The sequence below is a fragment of the Aeromonas sp. 600282 genome (genome assembly GCF_049175755.1).
GTDB lineage: Bacteria > Pseudomonadota > Gammaproteobacteria > Enterobacterales > Aeromonadaceae > Aeromonas > Aeromonas veronii_A.
The window spans coordinates 67,595-90,144 of record NZ_JAAKVR010000001.1 but is presented as its reverse complement, the minus strand read 5'-3'; the positions used below and the strand labels follow the sequence as shown (position 1 = coordinate 90,144).

Here is a 22,550-nt window from a genome sequence, read left to right as displayed (position 1 = left end):
TGGCCGGTTACTCACTCAATGATTGGGTACTCGTCGCGACGTTGATATGGATTGCTGTGCAGCTGGTGTGGTTTGTCTGGTCGAATATCATTAGGCCGAGATTTGGTGGAGGTTTAGGGTGAGCAAAGTCCGTATAGCCATTGCCGCCATCACACTGAGCGCAACAGGATTTGTGGGGATCCTGAATCGGGAGGGATTTGAGCCGGTGGCTTACCCTGACCCGGTACACGGTACCAAGCTCCCAACTATCGGCTTTGGGAGCACGGAAGGGGTCAAGATGGGTGAAACCATCACGCCCGTCGCCGCGGTGAACCGGAGCCTTCGGGAGGTACGGGTATTCGAGGATGCCCTCAAGTCCTGCATCAAGGTGCCGCTGCACCAGTATGAGTTCGACGCCTATGTCGAGCTCTCCCACAACATCGGCCCCGGCGCCTTCTGTCGCTCCACCATCGTGAAGCGCCTAAACGCTGGCGACTACTCCGGGGCCTGTGAGGCGATCCTGCTGTTCAAGCGCTCCGGCAATCAGGACTGTTCGGTGCCAGGGAACCGGGTATGCCCAGGTCTCTGGAAAGACCGGCTACGCCTCAACACCAAGTGTAAGGGGATGTGATGGCACCGTTCCCGCAAAGCAACGCGATCTCCTTTCTGGTCGGCGCACTGGTGATTGCTGCATTGGCCTGTGCTGGTGTGGCCCTTTACCAATCTGGTCATTCAGCTGGTGAAGAGGGTGAGCGCAAGACATGGCAGGCAAAATGGGATAGGCAATCTGCTGAACTGGCAGAGGCCAGGGCCCAGAACGTTCAACTGGCACGTGAGGAAGAGCAACGTCGCCAGCGTACTATCGATAAGGTGAGGCAAGATGCGGAACAACAAATCGCCCGGGTTGAGACTGATGCTGCTGCTGCCAGTGTTGTTGCTGCTGGGATGTACGAGCAAGCCAGCCGCTTGGCAGCCAGAGCCAGTCAGTGCTCCAGCCATTCCAGCACTGCCCAGTCTGGCGATGCAGCCGGACAGTCCGCCGTGGTGCTCGCCGACCTGCTCAGCAGGGCTGATGCGCGAGCGGGAGAGCTGGCAAAAGCATATGACCGAGCTCGAGCATCAGGTCTGGCCTGCCAAAGTGCCTACCTCTCCTTGAAGAACCCCGATTAAAAGAATTGCCGCACCGGGTCACTCTCCCATCTGGCGGGTCGTCCCGCGTTAATGTGTGCCGGTGCGGCACCTATCAGGAACAGCCATGCCTCCACGTGTGCCAAAGGTCTGTCGTGAGCGGACCTGCCATCAGTTGACTACCGAGCGGCATGGTTACTGTCCTGCCCATGTTCATCTACTCGATGGATGGAAGAAGGTGGCCAAGGTCAGTGCTGATGACCGCGGCTATGACTGGGCATGGCGCAAACTGCGCAAGCGGATCTTGGTGAGGGATAACTATCTCTGCCAGGTGTGCGTTGCCCTTGGCATTGTGACACCCGCAACCCAAGTGGATCACATCGTCAATAAGGCCGCTGGCGGTACCGATGCGGAATCCAATCTGCAGGGCATATGCAACCATTGCCACGATGCCAAGACACGAGCAGAGGCACTGGCAGCCCGCCAGGCTGGGCGCCAGAGGGGGTAGGGGGGATCAAATCCTTCCAGCTTTTTGCTTCCCCCACTGCTCCGCCTCGTCAAATTTTTATACCCGCGAAATTAAAAATTTAAATGGAGGGCGCGATGGCCGGTGCAGCTGCCGTGCCCGGGCGCGGTAGAAAGCCCAAGCCGACAGCTCTGAAGCGCCTGGGTGGTAATGCCGGCAAGCGGGCACTGAATAAAGATGAACCTTCATTCACCCCATTGATCGGGGTTGCCTGCCCTGAGTGGCTGGCAGAAGATCAATGGGCCCCCACGCTATGGGACATGGTGATCCGCGAGCTCTGCAGTGCGGAGGTGTTGTGCATCACCGACCTGCACAACCTCGAGGCATTCTGTGCAGCCTACTCGCGTTGGCGAAGAGCCGAGATCGAGATCACCAAGCACGGCCTAGTTGTCGAAGGGGCAACCGGCGGGCCGGTGAAAAATCCGGCCTGTACCGTGGCCAATGAATCACTTAAGCAAATGACAACTTATGGGGCCCTGCTCGGGCTGGACCCGTCCAGCCGTTCACGCCTGATCGGCGGCAATAAAAAGAAGGGAGGGGGGAACCGGTTCGCGGCTTTGTAGGGATGGACTATGGCAGCACGCAAAAGTTATCCCTATGTCAACGTAGCGAACGGCTACGCCCGCGACGTTGTACGCGGCAAGATCCCAGCCTGCCGCTATGTCATCCAGGCCTGTCAGCGCCACCTCGATGATCTGGCCAAAGAAAAATCAACTAAGTTCCGATACCGCTTCGATAAGGACAAAGCCGAGCGGGTAGCCAAGTTTATTCAGCTCATGCCCCACACCAAGGGTGAGTGGGCATTCAAGCGCCAGACCCTGAATCTTGAGCCGTGGCAGTTGTTCATCGTCTGCTGTGTATTCGGCTGGGTGCGCAAGGGCAGTGGCCTGCGCCGTTTCCGTGAGGTCTACAACGAGATCCCCCGCAAAAACGGCAAGTCGGCGCTCTCTGCGCCGGTCGGCCTCTATTGCTTCGCTGCTGACAACGAATTCGGTGCCGAGGTTTACTCCGGCGCCACCACAGAAAAACAGGCGTGGGAGGTGTTCCGCCCAGCTCGCCTGATGGCTAAGCGAACTCAGGACTTCCTCGACAATTACGGGGTCGAGGTCAACGCCAGCAACCTGAACATCCCTGCTGATGGTGCTCGCTTCGAGCCGCTGATTGGCAACCCGGGTGATGGTCAGTCGCCATCCTGCGCCATCGTGGATGAATACCACGAGCACGATAGCGACGATCTCTACACCACCATGATCACTGGCATGGGGGCTCGTCGTCAGCCACTGCTGTGGGGCATCACCACGGCCGGCTACAACGTCGATGGCCCCTGCTATGACAAACGGCGGGAAGTGATAGAGATGCTGGCAGGCACGGTGCCGGATGATGAGTTGTTCGGGATCATCTACACCATTGACGAGGGTGACGACTGGGCGGATCCGGCAGTGCTGGCGAAGGCCAACCCCAACATGGGTGTCTCAGTCTATGCCGAATACCTGCTGGCGCAGCAGACCAAGGCGATCAAGTCGGCCCGCTTTGCCAACATTTTCAAGACCAAGCACCTCAACGTCTGGGTTTCGGCCAAGACGGCATTCTACAACATGCAGCGCTGGGCGGCCTGTGAGGACAAGAGCCTCACCTTGAAGCAGTTCGCCGGTGACGAGTGCATCCTCGGTTTCGACTTGGCTCGCAAACTCGATATGAACTCCATGGCGCGGTTGTTCTGGCGAGATATTGACGGCAAGCGCCACTACTACTCGGTGGCGCCCCGCTTCTGGGTGCCGGAGGATACCGTTTTTGATAACGACAACCGGCGACTGGCAGAGCGCTACCAGAAGTGGGTCAACCTTGGAGAGCTCAGCACCACAGACGGAGCCGAAATCGACTATCGCGAGATCTTCGAAGAGGCGAAAGAGGCCAACTTGAGCAACAAGGTCTTGGAAACCCCGCTCGATCCTGCTGGTGCCATCGCCTTGTCTCACTCATTGGCGGACGAGGGTATGTCCCCCATCACCATCACCCAGAACTATCAGAACATGTCCGGCGCCATGAAGGAGCTGGAGGCAGCCATCACGGCTGGTCGTTTTCACCATGACGGCAACAGCCTGATGACATGGTGTATCGGCAACGTGATTGGCAAGTTCCTCCCTGGTAACGATGACATGGTGCGCCCCGTAAAGGAGAGCGCGGATCAAAAGATCGACGGCGCGGTCGCGCTGATGATGGCTATCGGTCGAGCCATGGTGCCTGACCGGGAAGAAGAGAGCTCCATCTACGAAACCTCGGACGTCTTATGTTGACACAACTTTCAATTTTCATCGTGGGCCTGATCGGCGCTGCGGCGCTGGCCTATGGTGCCAGCCTCTACTCACCGCCTTTGGGGTGGGTTGTAGGCGGCATGCTCTGCTTGGCCTGGTCATTTTTGATGAGCAGAGCCGTTGCTGCAGCGGACTATGCCAAGCGTAACAAGGGGGATAGCTGATGTTCCTGCCAATCATGTTCGGCAGCGGGCGCAAGGGGGGAAACTTCAGTCAGTGGATCAGCAGCATGGGCGGCAGGACAGCAAAGTCCGGCGTACTGGTTACGCCAGAGACGGCTCTGACCCAGGGCGTAGTGAGAGCCTGTGTCACGTTGCTGGCCGAGTCAGTCGCTCAGCTACCCTGCGAACTGTATCGCCGTGAAGATGACTCACGTAAACGCGCAACCGAGCACCCGCTCTACGATATTGTCCACGCCAGTCCAAACCAGAAAGATACCTCGTTTGAGTTCAACGAACTGCGAATGGGGCATCTCGGCCTGCGCGGTAACAGTTATAGCCTGATTGACAGGGACGGCAGTGGGTACATCACCGAGCTGATCCCGGTCAATCCGGACAAGATTGCAGTGCTCAAGGGGCCAGATGCGCTGCCTTATTATCAGCTGCTTGATGGCAGCAATCAGATCCTGCCGATGCGAATGGTGCACCACGTCAAGGCATTCAGTCTTGATGGCTATCTGGGGCTGTCACCGATCCAGACCAACCCTGACAGCATCGGGCTGGCCATGGCAGTGGATGAGCATGCCGGGCGGGTTTTTGCCAATGGCACCACCTTGTCAGGTGTTATCGAACGACCACACGAAGCAAAGGCGATCGGCGATCAGAAAGTCGTCAACGCCATTCTGGACAGCTTTACGTCCCGCCACTCTGGGCTGCGTAACTCCTTCTCTGTCGCAATGCTTCAGGAAGGAATGCAGTACAAACAGTTGGCGATGAATAACGAGCAGGCGCAGCTGCTTGAGTCGCGGAAGTATGGCGCCATCGAGATTTGTCGGTTGTACAAAATCCCGCCACACATGATCGGTGAGTTGGAGCGGGCGACCAACAACAATATCGAACATCAGGGGCTGCAGTTCGTTATCTACACCCTGCTGCCGTGGGTCAAGCGCATCGAGGCCGCCATGATGCGCGACCTCTTGTTGCCCCAAGAGCGAAAAGACCTCTACATCGAGTTCAACCTTTCCGGCCTGCTGCGGGCAGATCAGAAGTCCCGTTACGAGTCATATGCACTCGGTCGCCAGTGGGGCTGGCTCAGCGTCAACGATATCCGCCGGTTGGAAAACCTACCCCCGATCCCGGGTGGTGACATCTACCTTACCCCGCTCAACATGGTCTCTACCGGCAAGCTGCCGCAAGGCATCAGCCAGGCGACCCAGGAACAAATCAAGGAAATCGAGGCCATCCTATGCCGAAGCTGATGATCAACTACCCGCACCTAGCCAGTCAGGTGTTCGGTGTGCCGCTCTACGTCACCCAGGAGGTGCTGGCAGGGGTCAAGAGTCTGCTGATGCCGCGCATGCTGGGCAACCAGATCGAAGTGATGGCGGCTGATGACTTGCCAGATGGGCTGGAACCCAAGCCGCTTGAGGCACGGAGCGAATCACAGTACCGCGTCGAGGGACTGGCAGTGATCCCGCTGCACGGCATCCTGGTAGCGCGGCGCGGTCACATCGATAACGCCTGCACCGAGCTGACCAGCTACGAGTGGTCGCGGGCGCAGATTGCCACGGCGTTGGCTGATGAGCGGGTCAAGGAGATTGTGCTCGATATCAACTCCGGCGGCGGCCATGCGGTCGGATGCAAGGAGCTGGCTGAGTTCATTTATGCCAAGCGCAGCGTCAAGCCCATTACCGCGCTGGTCAACTTCTCCGCCTACTCGGCGGCCTACTTCATCGCCGCAGCCTGCAGCAAGGTGGTAGTCAGTGAAACCGGTGGCTGCGGCTCTGTCGGCGTCATCATGGAGCATATGGAGGTGAGCAAGTGGGAGGAAGAGGTTGGGCTTAAGTTCACCACCTTCTACCGCGGCGACCGTAAAAAGGACGGCACCCCCCATGAACCGCTCAGCGATGGGGCCATGGCAGCCATCAATCACCGCATGGATCAGGCCTACGACCTGTTTATCAGCTCGGTAGCCCGCTATCGCGGCCTGTCAGTCGAGCAGGTGAAAGCCACCGAAGCCACCCTCTACAGCGGGGATGAGGCGGTCAAGAACGGGCTGGCCGATGAGTTGGCCAATCCGCAGGACTATCTCAACGGTCTGGCTGCTAGCGTGGCCAAGTCAGCCAAACCGGCTCAGAGCATCGGCCTTCGGGCCCGCGCCATCGAAATGCAGAACCAACTCTAGCCCAGCGGCGGAGTCCATCCCAACAAGCCCCGAAAGGGGCTTTTTTTATGTCCAAAGGAAACCAATCGATGAAGACTATCGAAGCCCTCCGCCGCGAGCGTGGCGAAATCGCCGCCCAGGTCAAAGCCTTGGCAGAACTCGAAGCCAGCGGTACCGCTCTCACCGACGAGCAACTGCAGCAGTTTGCTGACCTGGAGAGCGAAGCAAACAAGATCAGCGCAGCCATCGCCCGCCAGGAGAGCGCCGAGCGCCTGATGGCGCAGCAGGCGGTACCGGTCAACGCTCACGGCTCCCAGGCGCCTCCGGCTGTCCATGTGAAGCAGGAGCTTAAACAATATCAGGGCGCAGGCTTTGCCCGTATGGCGATGGCAGTCGCTGCCGGTAAGGGCGACCTGCAACTGGCAGAGAAGTTTGCAGCCACAGAGATCGGCGACCAGCAGGTGGCTATGGCCATCAGTACCGCCGCCGGTTCCGGTGGCGCCCTGATCCCCGAGAATCTGCACTCCGAAGTGATCGAGCTGCTGCGACCGCGCACAATTGTTCGCAAGCTCGGCGCCCGCGTCTTGCCGCTGCCCAACGGTAATCTCTCCATGCCAAGTTTGACCGGCGGTGCAACCTCTGGCTACGTCGGTGAGGGGAAAGATGTACGCGCCACCGCTAGTTCATTCGGTGATGTCAAGCTCTCTGCGAAAACCATGATTACTCTGGTTCCGATCAGTAACCAGCTTATCGGGCGCGCAGGATATAACGTTGAGCAGTTGGTGCTGGGTGACTGTATCGCCTCGATGTCAGTGCGCGAGGATAAAGCCTTCCTGCGCGATGATGGCACCAACGACACCCCGACTGGCTTCAAGCCCGTTGCCACAGCAGCAGGGCGAGTTATCGAGTGGGCTGGTGAAGCTAATCTCACCACCATCGATACCTACCTCGACAAGCTCATCCTCAAGTTGATGAACTCCGACAGCATGATGATCACCCCTGGCTGGGGCATGAGCCCTCGCACCTGGATGAAGCTGTTCGGCCTGCGCGACGGAAACGGCAACAAGGTCTATCCCGAGATGGCTGCCGGTTTGCTCAAGGGCTACCCCATTGCGCACACCAATACCATCCCGGCCAACCTCGGCACAGGTCAAAACGAGTCTGAGATCTACTTCGCCGACTGGAATGACGTGGTGATCGGCGAGCAGGACAACATGACTGTCGATTTCTCCACCGAGGCTACCTATGTGGATACCAACGGCGATCTGATCAGCGCCTTTGCGCGCAACCAGTCGCTGATCCGCTTGGTAGGCAATCACGATGTGGGCTTCCGTCACCCAGAGGGTCTGGCGCTGGGTACCAAGGTTACCTGGTAAGGCCACAGCAGGGCGCCGCACTGGCGCCCTCTCTCATCACCTTGTAACAAGGAGCCGACATGAGCAAGCCATCGAAAGGCGATCGCATAGGGCAAACACCTGCCACTGACGCCGATCACGATCAACAGAGCGGCGAACTGCCGCAGGAGCCTATCAGCAATGCTACTGACACCCCCCAACCCGATGCCGACGCAGGCTCTGGACAAGATCCTCACGCCGGGACTGGCGAAGGCGATGAATCAGATTCTGACCACCACCCAGCAAGTCAAGCGCCAGGCGATGCAGCCGGAGTTGGCACCGCGACGCTGACCGGCGAGCAGTCCACTGGCGCCCCTGAAGTCGATCACGAGCAGCAGAGCGGAGATGAGCCAGCGCCTGACCATGATGAGCGGGTGCTGGTGCGCTTCACCGGCCCGTGGAAAAACTACAGCCGCGGCGATATCACCCGCCTGTCATCTGCAGAAGCCGAACTGGTGTTCAAGAAAGCGTTGGCAGAAGCAGTGGCAGAAGCAGTGGCAGAACCAGACCTGGAGTAAACATGTTGCTGATAACCGTGGCTGAGGCCAAGGCGCAATGTCGTATTGAGCCAGATGAAGTTGACGAAGATGCGTTGTTGACTGGCCTGATTGAAGCGGCGATCAGCCATATCCAGTCTGATATCAACAAGCCGCTGGTGGCTGGGGGGGAAGAGGGACAGGCCCTCACCCCGGCGCTCAAGTTGGCGGCATTGCTGCTGATTGGGCACTGGTATACCAATCGCGAGGCGGTGGTGACAGGGACCATCGCCACCACCCTGCCGTTGGCGTACGAGTCATTGATCCATCCCTATCGTGAAATCGTGGTTGGCTAGGGGGAAGCATGGTTAAAAGTGGCGAACTGAATACCCGGCTAATGCGCTTTGGCGCAGCGACCGGATCGCCCTCCGTATGGCCACCACTGGGGAAAGTTTGGGCAAAGGTCATTGACCCAAAGGCAGCAGGCCGTGAGGCACAAGCCAGTATTTACGCGACAGGATCGACCATGATCACGGTACGTTACCGTTATGACCTGCTGCCAGGTCAGCTGCTTAAAGGGAGAGCCTGTTGGTATCTGATTGAAGATATCGCCAGCGAACCCGGGGCTCTGCAGATCTCGGCCCGCAAACTTTCAGGCGAACCGGCCACCTACACCCCGAAACATGGGGTGGCCTATCCGGTAACCGTCTTTATGGCGGCTGAAAACCTGATGGTGGGGGCGCGTAGCGAACCGCGCCGCCAGATAGACCTGATATTGCCTGAGCTGGTCTGGCCGTTTGCACGCCAAGGTGACCAGATCACCCTGCGCGGACGCAGCTACCGCATCGATGGGGTGGTCGATGGCAGCGACAACGGCACCACGCTGCGAGTGATGGTGGTCTGATGCCGGGGGGACTGAGCCGTAAGCGCAGGGCCAAGGCTATCAACGTCACTGGCCTGAGCGAGAGCAAAGAGGCCTTTGAGGCGCTCCCTGCCAAGATCCGCAAGCAGTTGGTGGCGGTGGTCAATGAAGTCGCCCGCGATACACGCAATGACATGGTAAACCGGATTGCGGCAGATGGTTTCAATACCGCATCGGTCAGGGCCAGGATCAAGTTCGACAAGGCAACGGCAACCCATGACGTGGCGACCCTGAGCCTTGACTTGAAAAAGGTGCCGTTCAGTCGCGTCAAATTCTCCTCAATTCGAACAGATGGAACCGGAACCCGAGCCAGCATCTGGGTGCTGCGTGGCGGCAAGCGGGTGCAGGTCTACGGTTTCATCAACCCCTACGGCAAGAAGCGCCGACCAATGATCCGATACAGCAAAGCTGGCAAACAAAGGTTGGTCATGGCTGGTGGGGTAGGGCTGCGCGGCTGGTGGAATGACATTATCACCGAGCAGTATCTGGCTGAAGTGCAAGCCAAGCTCACCAACACCTTTAACAGGAAGATGACATGACCGAAGCCACCGTCATCATCGATCAGCTACTAGCCAAACTGGGGGCTGTGAGCTCCTTGGCTGGTGATGGGCAAGTGTGTGACAGCGATCCGCAAATTGACCTGTACACCCCATTACCACTGGCGCACTTTCGGGAGCTGAGCGAAGGCAAACCTGAACGGAGGGGGCGTGAATGGAAACGTACCCGCAATATTCAGGTGGACCTCTACCAACCCGTAAATGCAGGCCGTGCCGGGCGTGACCAACTGTTATCGGAGGTACTGGCGGCATTGGTGCCATCGACAGCAGGGGTTCCGCTTGTTGGCACGTCACTGATCTCCATATCGGTTGGCAACATCATTCTCGAGCCAGAGGAGATTGGCCGCGACACCCTGTTGACCTCGATCCCATTCACTCTCACCTATACCGCCAGCCTCTAGGTTGGCAACAATCCTGGATACCATAGGAGCATCCAAGCATGTCATTTACCGACAAAGGCCTGCTGTTGGCTGGTGATGTCTACATCGCCGAAATCAACAACGGCGTGAAAGGGCCCCTGATTGGCCCCATCAACGTCAACGAGATCACCGTCACCCCGCCGACCACCGAGGAAAAGTCGCGCATCTCCAAGAAGCGCAGCACCTTCGGCCAGGCGCTGGACTCGGTTCAACTTCCCAAGGACCCGGCCAAGCTCTCCCTGAAATGGGACTCCATGACCAAACAGCTGCTGGCCGATGCCATCGCCGGCAAACAGGTGGCCTTCACCCAGTCCGAGGCTCCAGTGTCGGACGAGCTGGTCACGCTCAGCAAAGAGGGGTGGGTTGAGCTGGCGAACGCATACATCAAGCCTGGCTCGATCACCGTCAAGTTAAGTGCTGGTGGCACGGCGTTGGTACTGGATACCGATTACAAGGTCAACGGCAACATGGTGATGGCAATCAGCGACCAAGCGGCCGCAGCCTGCAAGATCGGTTACACCAAAGCAGCGGTGACCGGCACCACCTACACCGGCACCACAGAAACACTGAAGCCTCGCTACTTCCTGATCGACGGTGAGAACTTGGCAAACCCTGGGCAGCGCGTGCGCGTCACCATCGACCAAGCCATGCTGGCAGCCCAGGGCGCATTGGCGCTGATGAGTGGCGAGTTTATGGAAGGGGAGCTGGAAGGCTCGCTGGTCACCCAACCAGGCAAGTCCGAGCCGTATCGGATGGAAATCCTTAACTGAAAAGGTTGTTGATTGCTGAGTCCCATTCACTGAGGGACTCAGCCGCTCATTTAATATATAGTCAGCTCATTAATAACACTGAGTGGTGATATTGTGAGCAAGATCTATGAAGTCAAGAACATTGAACATTTTCCATTGTTAATTTATTCAGTAACGATATATCTATTTATTGCTGGTGCCGCTTATGTGTTTGGTTATTGGGCTTTGTTCCCAATAAATATATTTGACTATATGGGCGTGGTAGATATAGCAAAATCATCAGTACCAAGTATTATGTTTTCATTCGGAATTGCATCCTCACAAGTAATTACTCATCTGTTTGTTAATCGCTTTTCAGATGAAGTTGTACCAGTGCAACACAGTAAACTAACAGTTTATCTAACAAAACATATTAAGGTAATATACCTGTTTTTTATGTTGTCTTTCTGTGGTCCCTTTGTTTTTATAAATGAACGGCCTGAACTAGTAATAAAATATGATAGTTATATCATTCTGGTTTTATGGGGTACAGTTCTATTTTCAGCAGTGCTAACCTACTTGTTTATGGTGGTTAAGGGATTTGCAGATGAATTAAACGCTAGGAAGTATGCAATAGGATTAACGATTATTACGCTTGTTACATTAGCATTTGCATGCTTCACTATTGGTTTTACGAAATCTGTCAATATTATTAATGGAAAAAAGTTCAATTACGTTGACTACTCATCTGAAAAAATGGGGAGCGTTAAACTTAGTGTTATGGAGAAAGACCGATATTTAGGGTTCTATGGTGGTAAGAATTTCATGTGGGATCCTTTGAGTCGTTCTATAAAAATAGTGTCCGGTGATGAAGATATAGAAATCAAGGAATACAGGGTGTCAAGAACATAAGGTATTCCATATAAGTGTATTTAATAGTTGTGTCTATTTACATTCACCCGCCTCGGCGGGTTTTTCCATTTTTGAGGATTTCCTATGGCCAGCAATGATACCGATATCCAGTTGCGGATCCGCGCCGCTGTTGAAGGGCTGGCCGAGATCAGCAAACTCATTGCCGAAGTGGATACCCTCGGCGGTGAGACAGAATCAAGCAGCGAACAGGTAGGTAGCCTTGGCGATGAACTGCATCGTCTTGGTGAGCAGGGCACTACCCTAACCCAGTTTGCCAACCTCAAGCGCAGTACCGCTGATTTGGGGGATGGGCTGGAACAGGCTCGTACCCGGGCAACTGGTATGGGCAAGGCACTGGCCGAGGCCAAGAAGGAACTAACCTCATCCAATGCGGCCTACAGTGCCAGCCGTCAGGAAACTGAACGGTTGGCCACGGCCCATGCAGAGGCCAAGGCAAAAGTTGATCTACTGCGCCAAGCCAACAGCGAAGCCACCACCGTCACCAAGGAGCAGCGACAGGCGCTTAAAGATGCACGGGAGCAGGTTCGCCTGCTTGGTGAGCAGTACAAAGAGAGCTCAGGCCAAACTAATGAGCTCAAACGTGGGCTGGAATCCAGCGAGAAAGCCCTACGCCAGCAGACTCGGGAGTTCAATTCTGCACGCCGGGAAGTTCAATCCTTGGATACTCAGTATCAGCGCCAGAACGTGACTCTCAACGGGCTGCGCCGTTCGCTGACCGATGCAGGCATCGATACTCGCAAGCTGGCCAGTGAGCAGAAGCGGGTAGAGGCCGCCAGCCAGCAGGCAGCCAATCAGATCACCTATCTGAAAAACCAGCTGACCGGACAGGCTGGCGCCCTGCGAGCCAATGCCAGTGGCTTGACAGAATACAGCCAGAAGGCCAAGCAGGCAGAGCAGAATACCGAAAGTCTGCATAGCGCTGTCGAAGATGGTGAGCAGGGGTGGGCGACATTGGCCACCAAGATCGGTGGTGTTGCCGCTGCATATTTGACCTTTGACCAGTTGGTGGCAAGAACCACAGGCATGGTCAGAACAGCGGACGAGATTGAACGCCTTGGTGTATCACTCAAGAGTGTAGAGGGCAGTGCCGCAGGCGGTGAGAAAGCGCTGGCCTGGCTGCGTGAGTTCAACGAAAAGACGCCCTTTCAACTCAACGAGATCACTACCGCCTTTATCAAGGCGAAAAACTATGGCCTAGACCCTTACAACGGGGTACTGCAGGCCGCCGCCGACTATACCGCCAAAACGGCGGGAACCTACCAAGATCTTGAAGGTGTCATCGTCGCGCTTGGGCAAGCCTATGTTAAGGGAAAGCTGCAAGCCGAAGAGATGAACCAGCTCAACGAGCGATCTGTTGCAGCGGCCCAGTTGCTGGCAAAAGCGATGGGCAAGACAACGGATGAGATCATCGCGATGGCCTCGGCTGGGAAGCTTGGCAGGAATGAAATCTACCTGCTGATCAAGGCAATGGGAGACGATGCTGCCGGTGCGTCAGAGGAAATGGCGCAGACCTTCAGCGGGATCTGGTCAAATTTTCAGGAGCAGCTGAATAAAGTCGAGCTCGCAATTGCTGATGCGGGCATCTTCGCTTTCATCAAGTCAGAACTTGCTGATGTCACCGCACAGATCCGAGCGGCTGCAGATGATGGAAGTTTGGCTGACTGGGCCAGAAGTGTTTCTGACGGGATGAAAACGGGAGCAGTGGCCATTCGCGGCATCACTGAAACCATCATTGACCTCAGTGCCGGGGTGGGGATCCTCGTTAAAGCTTGGGGCACCATGAAGGTGATCCAGTGGAGTGCTCAGCTACTCGGTATGGGGCAGGCCATGAAGAGCGGTGTGGTCATGCCGACAGTAGAAGCTGGCAAAGAGATGGACGTTACCAGCAAGAAGGCGGTCAAGCTCAATGGTGTACTCAGCGCCTTGACCATGGGTAACGGAGCCTTGTTGGCGGGGCTTTCAGTGCTGGTTTATGAAGGTGGCCGGGGTCTAGTCAAGCTGGCAAAGGATGCCGGTGTTTGGGCTGCAAAGATGGGAGAGGCGGGAGAGATTGAGCAGCGGGTTACTGAACAGTCCAGAGCCTTCTTTAACCAACTGCAGCGCCAAGGGATGACCACCATGGCACAGTTTGACGAGTTCAAAAACGTCCAAGTCCTCACTGCCCAGGAGGTTGCCAACCTCTCGGCAACAGAACGAGCCGCCTATGAGCAACGGCTGCAAGGACACCGTGAATACCTGACTGGTCAACTGCAGGTACAGAAGGCTCTCGAGGCATCAGGCCTCAAGGCCGAGTCGATGCAGTATCAGGCCGATGCCGCGCTGGCTAGCATGCGCCAAGGGTTTATTGACCTTGCGGCTGGGGCGGATATGGCAGGGCAGGCTATTGATGCCAGAACCCGCCCTGCAGTGGTGAAGCTGGTTGCCGATTTCGACATGCTCAAGGCAAAAGGAAAGGAGACCGCCACCGGCATCAACGAGATGTTCAAGGGGCTGCAAATGGGGGACCCCACCTCTTTGCAGAACATCACCTTGGCTCTCGACTCTCTGCGTGAGCAAGGCAAGGTCACACAGACCGAGATCGACGCCGGACTTCGCAAGAGCCTGCAGGATATGAGTCTGCAGGATCTCGAGGTGCTGAAAGTCCAGTCTATGGCTGCTTTCGAAACCATGAAAGGTAGTGTGATCAGCACAGCTCAGGTAACCGAATCAGTTCTTGCTGAAAAGTTGCGTCGTCTCGGGCTGGACTATCAAGAGCTGCAAACCGGGATTGATGCGGTAGGTCGGGCCACTATTGACACCTTCCGCGCTATCGCTACCGATGCATCCGCCACCTCTGTAGAAATCGCCGCGTCGATGAAAGCCGCAGTGAACAAGGCAGATACCGCGCAAGAGCTGGAAGAGTTGCGGAAAATCTGGGCGCAGTTGGGTCAAGCCGGGAAGCTGTCATCTCAGGAGCAAGCTCGCGGACTTGGTTTCCTCGATGAGAAGATCAAGGATACCCGCCGTAAAGCGGCCGAGATTGGTGACGGTTTTAATACCGCCGCCGACAAGTCCAAAGCGGCCGCTGACACCATGAAGGACAGTCTGAAGGGGGTGCAGCAGGAGGCACAGAAGACCAAGAGTGACGTTGAAGACACTATGGCGAGTGTCAACGCTATGAACTCTTCATCTGGTCGTGGGGAGGTAACCCGCACCGTTAATGCCGGTTCTTTCTTCTACAAGACGGTAGATATCAACCAACTGCGCGGTAATGCCGATGCTCTGGCCAATACCTTGGCGGGTGTCGAGGATGAACTCGCCCGTTACAGCCAGAAGGTCAAAGACATTCCGGCCTATAGCGAGTGGTCGAAATGGTACGGCGAGAAGTTCCAAAAGGAGATGGAGGCCATGCGGGCACAGCTCCAGAAAGAGCTGAACAAGGCGCAGCAGAAGGAAGTAGATAAAACTCAGACCACCTCCCAAAAGGCCACCGCCTCTCCCCCTAAAGCCCAAACGCAAAATGACCAACGACGGCCCGTAAGTGGCAAGACAGTCACCATTCACCTTAATACCCCCAATGGCAATGCAGAAGTCCAGTCTGATGAAGAAAATCTGGATGCTCTGTTGCGCCTGTTGAAGCAGCAAGGACTGAGAAGCTGATGATCAAATTGGCCGACATTGAGTTGCCAGATGACCTGGATTGGAGTGATGAGTTCGAGTGGGAACCTATCGGGCAAGTGATCACGCCAACTTTGTCTGGCGCGATCATTGTAGAAGAGGCCGCTCAATCGGAAGGGCGGCCGATCACATTGCGATCTGATGGCGAGGCTTGGGTGATGCGCTCGACTGTTGTTGCACTTCACGCTTTAGCATCAGCGCCATCGGCAAAGATGCCACTCGAGTTAAATGGGCGTCACTTCACAGTACTCTGGCGCCGGGAGAGTGGTGGCGGGTTCGAGGCCAAGCAACTGTATCGGATTGCTGATCCTGACGAGTACACCCCCTATGAAATCACCCTTCGCCTTATCGAGGTAACCCCATGACCATTCTCTCTGGCGATATCGTGTTGTTGGCTAGCCAGCGCCTGGTTGATACCGATGACGGCGGTGGTCGCATCACTGGCCGCGAGATCATCAGCGGTAACCATAACAGCATGTTTCCCGATATCAGCGACATGGATCGGGCCTATGGCACCGTGAATATGCGCAAGGCGTTTCTAGCGGTGCAGACGGACGACACCGACACCTACTATGGCGCCAATGCCATGGTGCTGCTGCCGCCCAGTGACCCCAGTGTCAACCTGACGCTGATGACTACCAAAGACCACAACGACACCCGCGATAACGCCCGCAACACTCTGGAGCGCTATCAGGCCCGAGGCCCAAAGTGGCAGGGGGTGCTCTACGATACCCAGCTGGAAGGGCAGCGGGCGATCCGCATCCTGCAACGGGTAGAGGTGCGGTTGCCGGAGGTCGGGGAGGTGCTGGTGCTGGTCGGCAACGAAGGGAAGGGGAACGAGGTTGAGCAGTATGTACGGGTTGACCGGGTAACCGCCGAGCTGCGCAAGTTCGGGGTGGCGGGCTACCAGGGCGAGTTCACCCGCAACGTGGTCACTTGCGTGATCACTGACCCGCTGCGCCACACCTTTGAAGGGGAGCAGCCCAGCCCCTATGACCAGGCAACCACCAAGACCACCCTGCGGGAAACCGTGGTGGCCGATGCCGCCCACTACTTTTCAACCACCAAGCTGGTCGCGGATGCGGCGCTGGGGGCAATGCGGGTGCAGGCCAAGACCATTTTCACTCAGCTGGTACCCAGTGCTCGCAGTGAAACCCCTGTGGTCGATCTGACCGCTGCCGGTGAGCTGGGCGCTCTGCTGGAATCCGGGGTGGGCAGTCCCCACACCTTCACTACCACCTCACCGGTCAGCCCCAGTCAGGGGCTGTTCCTGGGGATTGGTGCCATGCCGGGCAGCGTATCGGTCACCATCGGCGCGGCGGTGATCACCGACAAGGGCGGCGAGCTGTTCCTGGTCGGTACCGTGGTGGGGTCTATCGACTACGGGCGCGGCTTGCTGACCTTCAACAGCCAGTGCCCGAACTACGGCGCGGCCAGCAAAACCGTGAGCTTTCGCCCGGCAGTGATGCCATCGCGCATCGCTGACACGGCCCAGATCCAGATCGCCGCCAACAACCGGGGCTATGCCTACACCGCGACCCTGCTGCCCACCCCTTGCCCCGGTTCGCTGACCGTCAGCTATCTGGCCCAGGGCAAATGGTACGACCTCAAAGACAACGGGCGTGGGGAGTTGTTTGGCCAGGACAAATCCTATGGCTCTGGCCTGCTCAACTTCACCACCGGCTCTGTGGTGCTGACCCTGGGGGCGCTGCCGGATGTGAACAGCTCGATCATGTTCAGCTGGGGCACCAAGGTCTCTTACCTCAACCGCGCCAGCATGGTGCTGGATCCGGTGCAGCTGACCCATAAGCTGGCCCATGAGGGGATCACCCCCAACAGCCTGACCCTGACCTGGCAAGCCGGTGGCGCGACCAAAACCGCCATCGACAACGGGGCGGGCCAGCTGACCGGGGATGCCACCGGCACCATCAACTATGTGACCGGCGATCTGGCCCTGCGGGTGGCAACCCTGCCAGATGGCGGTCAGGAGTACCAGGTTGTTTACCAGTACGGCGACCCGGACACCCAACGCTTTGACTACCCTGCCCGCAACCCGGACGGGACGATCACCCTGCAGCTTACCAAGCAGAACCTGACCCCAAGAATGGTCTCGCTGCGCTGGAATGCCCTTTATGAGGATGTGAAGGACGACACCGAACTGGTGATCGCCCACCATGACCCGATCATCAGTGTGCGCGACAACGGTGCTGGCAAGCTGCTGGATGCGGCAGGGGTAGAGCGGGGCAGCGTCAACTACACCACCGGCCAGATCACCATCAAGCCGGATGGCCAGGGCGGCATTCCGAAAACCCGCTATGAGTGGCGCACTATCGGCACCTATGGCGATGGTCACGGTAACACCATTGCCCGCCAGCGCTGGACACTGGTGGAGATCTACTATGTGCAGGCCGCTTACCTGTTCCCGGTGGACGACAGTGGTTGGGTCGAGGTGGAGTACCGCAGCAATAACGCCAGCAGCGCGGGCCAGGACACTGTTAAGGCTACCCCGCTGGTGCTGGATATCACCCCGCGCAACGGCGAGGCGATCCTGGCCAACTCAGTGCGCTTTGCCCTGGGCGGGTCTGTCTATGTGGACAGGCAAGGGATCCTCTATCGCAACATCGACCCCGCCACCGGAGCCGGTGAGCAGGCCGGGACGCTGGATTACGCCACCGGCAAGGCGACCGTGACGGTCTGGAACCCTGGTGCGGCGCCCGTGCCTAACCTGAGTTCGCTGGTCACCAGCCTGGTGGCCCAGACGGTGGACGAGGTGACGTTCAGGACGCCGGGGGCACCCATTGCGCCATCCAGCCTCTACCTGAGCGGCAACACCGCAGATGGGCGCCGGTTTGAGGTGACCGCCAACGGTGATGGCACCATCACCAGCCAGGATGTAAGCGGCAAGGTGGACTATCAGACCGGGGTGGTATCGGTGCGCTTTGGCCGCCTGGTGACGGCAGCGGGCAACGAGGGTAAACCCTGGTTTGACCCCGACATGGTGGTCGATGGCAAGATCTGGCGCCCCTTGTCGGTGGTGGCTGACACCATCCGGTTTAATGCGGTGGTCTATAGCTATCTGCCGCTGGATGCGGATCTGATCAAGCTGGATCCGGTGCGCCTGCCATCCGATGGCCGGGTGCCCTTTATTCGCAAGGGGTACATCGTGGTGGTGCATTCCACCAAGCGCAGCGCCTTCCCCATGGGGGTGCAGGCCGGGCAGCAGCTCAGCACCGGGCGAGAACGGCTGGCCTATTGCCGGGTGGAGGACAAGAACGGCAAGGAGCTGGCGCCGCAGCTTTACAGCGTCAACATGAACAGCGGGATGGTGACCTTGGCCAGCCCGCTGAACCTGACCGGCTATGTAGAGCCGCTGACCGTGGTTCACCGGATCGAGGATATGAGCCTGGCCACCGATGTGGAGATTTCTGGCCGGATCACCCTGGCTCGGCCCCTCAGCCACAACTATGAGGCGGCGGATACCCTGGTCTCCAGCGCCCTGATCATCGGTGACCTGTGGGCCCGTTATGGGGCGCTGTTCGACCAACGTACCTGGACAAATAACTGGTCTGATTTTCTGATTGGCGACCCCTGCACGGCAGAATACAACGATACGGACTTCCCGATCGTGGTGACCAACCGGGCCACCCTGCAAGAGCGATGGGCCATCATCTTCCAGACCTCCACCACGTTTATTTTGGTCGGCGAGCATGTGGGCCAAATTGCGGTGGGGGACGTGAATACCGACTTTTCACCCATCAACCCCAACAACGGCCAGCCCTATTTCAGGGTTGACCGCCGTGGCTGGGGGGCCGGTTGGGCTGCGGGCAACGTGCTGCGGTTCAACACCTACGCCGCCAATTACCCGATCTGGTTTATCCGCACCATCTTGCAGTCGGTGGCTGCGGTAGATACCGACCGTTTCGAGGCCCAGCTCAGGGGCAACGTCAACCGTTAACCGGTGAGGCGTTGCGCCTTGCCCGTGGAGAGAAAAGAGATGGCTGAATACAAGGTCAAATGGTTTGCAAGCGAGATGCAGGGGGCCCCGAACCTGGGTGATACCGCAGAGGGCGCCCTGGCGGCGCTGCTCAAGGCGGTGCTGGTCACCGGCTTTGGCACCCTGACCATCAACGCGCTGGCTTTCGATGTCGCCAAGGGGTGGGCAGTGGCGACCTTTACCGGTGGTCATGCCTATCTGCAAGATTCGGTGATCCAGGTCGAGGGGGTATCGCCTGCCGCCTACAGCGGCGAGCATCGGGTGATGCAGGTCACCGCCACTCAGGTCTGGTTTGAGATTGATGGTGGCAACCCCGGCGCTGCGGGTTCCGGCGCGGCCATGACCATGAAGGTGGCGCCGCTGGGCTGGACGATCACCCATGAGAGCGGTGACGGCAAGATCTTTATCGTGCGCCCAACCAACGTCAGTGAGTCGGGGAATGTCAGCCTGCGCATCGACAATTCGGCGTTTACGGGGTGGATGGGGCCAAACTATTTCAACTATCTGGCCAAGGTGGCGATGGTTGAGGATGTGGTGGATATCAACAGTTACACCAATATTGGGGAGTGGCGCTGGCCTTGTACCGGGCGCTTTTCCAACCGGCGTTGGGATCTGGTGGGCGATAGCCAGTTGTTTTACTTCATGCCTGCTTATGCGGCAGGTAACTACCAGTTTATGTATAGCTTTGGCTATATCCGATCGGTTCGACCAGGCGACCGCTATCATGCCGTGATTAACATCTATCCGACTACCAATGCCAATGAGCAGGGGCGTAACTGGCAACAGGGTTCATCCAGTTGGGCGGTTTGGGGCAACCTGTATCCCAATTTTGACAACGCCAGCCACCGGATAATTGCCCGGCCATATCACCAGCTATTCGGTGCCACCAACTGGTTTATCAAAGGGCTGTTTGGCCGATTCGGTAACGGTTTGAACATCCCCAACGGCCCGGACAACGGTTTCTATGTGACCCAGGATCCCACCATGGTGATCGAGAGTGGCAACCACCTGCGTGGGTACTTGCCCGGTTTGGTGTGCCCGTTTGCCACCATAGGGGCGTGGGACAGGAAGAACTTCAAAGACCTGCCTGCCATGCCTGGCAAGTTGTTGCGGTTTGTCAGGGTGGGGTTTCAGGAAGATAACTATACCGCTGGGCAGACCTGCCTGATGGGCTTTGACCTGACTGGCCCCTGGAGGTAAGTCATGGCGACTTTCTTGCCGTCAAAAGGGTGGCTAATGTTATCGGCCGCCCAGACCATTACCTACGATGCCGCGCTTGATGTAACCGCGACCGGTGGGGCGGAATGGGCAGACTGGTTTGGCGATACCGCCGATATCGGGTTGTTCCGTTATGCCTATAACAAGAGCGGTGCCGCTGATACCGGCGTATGGGGTGGGTCTATCCCGTTCAAGCCCATTGGGTATCGGTTGAAGATTGGGGCAGCCAACGCCTGCTGGGCTAATGACCTGTGCGATATGGATCTGGAGTTTTTGGATGCGGCGGGCAATGTGGTCGCCGCCCTTCGCACCCGCACCGATGGCACCTATCGCAGCGGGCTATGGTACGGCCCAAGCCTTACCAGCCTGACCAAAGCCACCCAGCGAGACGCATACCCGCGAACCTATGGAGAGCTGACCTTTACCCCAACCAGCCTGATTTATACCGATGATGGCGGTCAGCATCGCAACCAGTCATTTACCCTGACCTGCAATATGGCGGTGGTAACGACCCTGCGCTTTAGCAATATGCGCTCCTACGAGACCTATACAGGTGGCAACGGTTGCCGTGCTGAAACCTATTTGCGCATTGCAGGCGGGCCACCTGGGTTTAATGGGGACTTTGTGGCGCTGACGGCAGAGCAGTACACCGCATTGCAGCCGGATTTGGTATTGCCAGTCGGTGCGGCTATTGAACATCAATCCGGGATTGGGTTGGTTGCTTCTGGCACTGCACCATCCTATGTCTTGGCGCGCGGTATCCTGCCTGGTCAGACTGGGGTGCTGTTCGATGCGGCTGGCGCTGTGGTTGCCAAACTGGCCTACCTGAATGGTGTGGCCAAATTGACGGTGGGCGGGGTGACCACTCAAGGGCCAGCGGATGCACCCTATCTCGGCTTGGCCGCTATCAATGGGCAGGTGTTTGGCTACTACCAAACCAAGGTGTTTACCCGCTCAACGCAATTCATTGCCTCATCGCAATACAAGATATGGATAGAGCTGCAACCGGGAGACCGACTGGCCAAGATAGGGACTGAATTTGTCCCGCTCCAGGTCGAGTTTACCTATGTGCTGTTCACCACCCCGATGACCGTTACCGTGGCCAACCAAGAGACCCGCGCCCAGTTCCTGCCGCAAGATGTGGCGTGGCAAGGGAAACCGCCGTTTTATCCCGGCCCGTTGAGTATCCAGCAGATGAGCCAGCGAGTGATCTGCAAGGGGCGAGATTACTTCTGGATCCGCGATGGGGTGCGCAACGTGGAGCAGGGGTTTATTGAAAGTACGGTGACCATCAGCGGGATGGGGGTACGGCGGCGGGTGCTCTGCTTCACCCAGGATGGCGAACTGGTAGGCGAGACCTACAGCCGCGCAGCGGATGGGGTCTATCGGTTCGATCTGTTGTGGCTGAATCGCCGTTATATGGTGGTTGCCCAGGATGACCCGGCATATGGCCCCGCTGACTACAACGCCGTAGCCGCCGACTATCAGGCGCCAAAACCCTATCCGCCTGGTGGTGGCGTGGCGCCCGAGCCGTTCCCCCTGATTGCCCTGCTCAAGAGGAAATAACCATGATCTCCTATGCCGAAGGGCTGCGCACCAGTCGCGCCCAGCTATTGGCCACGGCCATTGATACAGGCAGCGGGGCCAGTGCCAAGCTGACTATCTATACCGGCACCAAACCGGCACCTGGGGCGGCTACGACTGACCAGCTGGCTCTGGTGGTGCTGACGTTCAGCCACCCTTGCGCCAAGACGATCAGCGGTGGGGTGCTGACCCTGAAGCCCCTGGCCGAGCAGATGGCCACCGCCAGCGGTGCCCCTACCTGGGGGCGCATTGTTGACCGGGATGGGGCCTTTGTGGCGGATCTTGATGTCGGGGTGCCGGGCAGCGGCGCCGATCTGGAGCTGCCCGCAGCGGAGTTTTTTGCCGGTGCGCTGATCCGCATTAATACCGCCACCATCACCGAACCGTAACCGGGGGGCCAT

22 protein-coding genes are annotated in these 22,550 nt (G+C 57.7%); all 22 read left to right on the top strand.

The annotated features are described in order from the left end of the window. Window positions 1-118: 118 nt before the first annotated feature. Entirely contained in the window at window positions 119-610 is a 492-nt protein-coding gene (locus G5137_RS00395) for a lysozyme (RefSeq protein ID WP_421254698.1), read from the top strand. After that, entirely contained in the window at window positions 610-1,149 is a 540-nt protein-coding gene (locus G5137_RS00390; protein ID WP_421254697.1) for a DUF2514 family protein, read from the top strand. Before G5137_RS00395 ends, G5137_RS00390 begins: the two co-directional genes overlap by 1 nt. Before the next feature lie 85 nt (window positions 1,150-1,234). Continuing rightward, entirely contained in the window at window positions 1,235-1,615 is a 381-nt protein-coding gene (locus G5137_RS00385; RefSeq protein ID WP_421254696.1) for an HNH endonuclease, read from the top strand. A gap of 95 nt (window positions 1,616-1,710) precedes the next feature. After that, entirely contained in the window at window positions 1,711-2,196 is a 486-nt protein-coding gene (locus tag G5137_RS00380) for a phage terminase small subunit P27 family (RefSeq protein WP_421254695.1), read from the top strand. A 9-nt stretch (window positions 2,197-2,205) separates the two neighbouring features. Beyond that, a complete protein-coding gene (locus G5137_RS00375) occupies window positions 2,206-3,927 on the top strand; it encodes a terminase large subunit (RefSeq protein ID WP_421254694.1) in 1,722 nt (573 codons plus the stop codon). Continuing rightward, window positions 3,921-4,109, top strand: coding sequence for a hypothetical protein (locus tag G5137_RS00370; protein WP_005346896.1), 189 nt, complete (start codon window positions 3,921-3,923; stop codon window positions 4,107-4,109). The genes G5137_RS00375 and G5137_RS00370 overlap by 7 nt, the downstream gene beginning before the upstream one ends. Beyond that, entirely contained in the window at window positions 4,109-5,362 is a 1,254-nt protein-coding gene (locus G5137_RS00365) for a phage portal protein (RefSeq protein ID WP_319920469.1), read from the top strand. Before G5137_RS00370 ends, G5137_RS00365 begins: the two co-directional genes overlap by 1 nt. Next, window positions 5,350-6,288, top strand: coding sequence for a S49 family peptidase (locus G5137_RS00360; protein WP_421254693.1), 939 nt, complete (start codon window positions 5,350-5,352; stop codon window positions 6,286-6,288). The genes G5137_RS00365 and G5137_RS00360 overlap by 13 nt, the downstream gene beginning before the upstream one ends. Before the next feature lie 68 nt (window positions 6,289-6,356). Further along, a complete protein-coding gene (locus G5137_RS00355) occupies window positions 6,357-7,643 on the top strand; it encodes a phage major capsid protein (protein ID WP_075114455.1) in 1,287 nt (428 codons plus the stop codon). A gap of 59 nt (window positions 7,644-7,702) precedes the next feature. Then, window positions 7,703-8,179 carry a hypothetical protein gene (locus G5137_RS00350; protein WP_421254692.1) on the top strand — a complete coding sequence of 159 codons (477 nt, stop codon included), beginning with the start codon at window positions 7,703-7,705 and terminating at the stop codon, window positions 8,177-8,179. 2 nt (window positions 8,180-8,181) lie between these two features. Continuing rightward, window positions 8,182-8,493, top strand: coding sequence for a head-tail connector protein (locus G5137_RS00345; protein WP_290024183.1), 312 nt, complete (start codon window positions 8,182-8,184; stop codon window positions 8,491-8,493). A gap of 170 nt (window positions 8,494-8,663) precedes the next feature. Continuing rightward, window positions 8,664-9,041, top strand: a complete 378-nt coding sequence (locus G5137_RS00340; RefSeq protein ID WP_421254691.1) for a head-tail joining protein — start codon at window positions 8,664-8,666, stop codon at window positions 9,039-9,041. Next, window positions 9,041-9,598, top strand: coding sequence for a hypothetical protein (locus G5137_RS00335; RefSeq protein WP_421254690.1), 558 nt, complete (start codon window positions 9,041-9,043; stop codon window positions 9,596-9,598). Before G5137_RS00340 ends, G5137_RS00335 begins: the two co-directional genes overlap by 1 nt. Further along, window positions 9,595-10,017 (top strand): hypothetical protein, encoded by a 423-nt coding sequence (locus tag G5137_RS00330; protein WP_421254689.1) that lies wholly within the window; start codon window positions 9,595-9,597, stop codon window positions 10,015-10,017. The genes G5137_RS00335 and G5137_RS00330 overlap by 4 nt, the downstream gene beginning before the upstream one ends. A 38-nt stretch (window positions 10,018-10,055) precedes the next feature. Then, entirely contained in the window at window positions 10,056-10,805 is a 750-nt protein-coding gene (locus G5137_RS00325; protein WP_319920475.1) for a hypothetical protein, read from the top strand. Window positions 10,806-10,898: 93 nt separating this feature from the next. Beyond that, window positions 10,899-11,675 carry a hypothetical protein gene (locus G5137_RS00320; protein ID WP_421254688.1) on the top strand — a complete coding sequence of 259 codons (777 nt, stop codon included), beginning with the start codon at window positions 10,899-10,901 and terminating at the stop codon, window positions 11,673-11,675. A 111-nt stretch (window positions 11,676-11,786) separates the two neighbouring features. Then, window positions 11,787-15,335 carry a tape measure protein gene (locus G5137_RS00315; RefSeq protein WP_421254687.1) on the top strand — a complete coding sequence of 1,183 codons (3,549 nt, stop codon included), beginning with the start codon at window positions 11,787-11,789 and terminating at the stop codon, window positions 15,333-15,335. Then, window positions 15,335-15,718: a hypothetical protein gene (locus G5137_RS00310; protein WP_148140786.1), complete on the top strand. Its 384-nt coding sequence runs from the start codon at window positions 15,335-15,337 to the stop codon at window positions 15,716-15,718. Before G5137_RS00315 ends, G5137_RS00310 begins: the two co-directional genes overlap by 1 nt. Further along, entirely contained in the window at window positions 15,715-19,308 is a 3,594-nt protein-coding gene (locus G5137_RS00305; RefSeq protein WP_421254686.1) for a curculin (mannose-binding) lectin protein, read from the top strand. The genes G5137_RS00310 and G5137_RS00305 overlap by 4 nt, the downstream gene beginning before the upstream one ends. Before the next feature lie 39 nt (window positions 19,309-19,347). Further along, a complete protein-coding gene (locus tag G5137_RS00300; protein ID WP_421254685.1) occupies window positions 19,348-20,547 on the top strand; it encodes a hypothetical protein in 1,200 nt (399 codons plus the stop codon). A gap of 3 nt (window positions 20,548-20,550) precedes the next feature. After that, a complete protein-coding gene (locus G5137_RS00295) occupies window positions 20,551-22,131 on the top strand; it encodes a hypothetical protein (protein ID WP_421254684.1) in 1,581 nt (526 codons plus the stop codon). Window positions 22,132-22,133: 2 nt separating this feature from the next. Continuing rightward, window positions 22,134-22,538, top strand: coding sequence for a hypothetical protein (locus G5137_RS00290; RefSeq protein WP_182721791.1), 405 nt, complete (start codon window positions 22,134-22,136; stop codon window positions 22,536-22,538). Window positions 22,539-22,550: the final 12 nt, after the last annotated feature.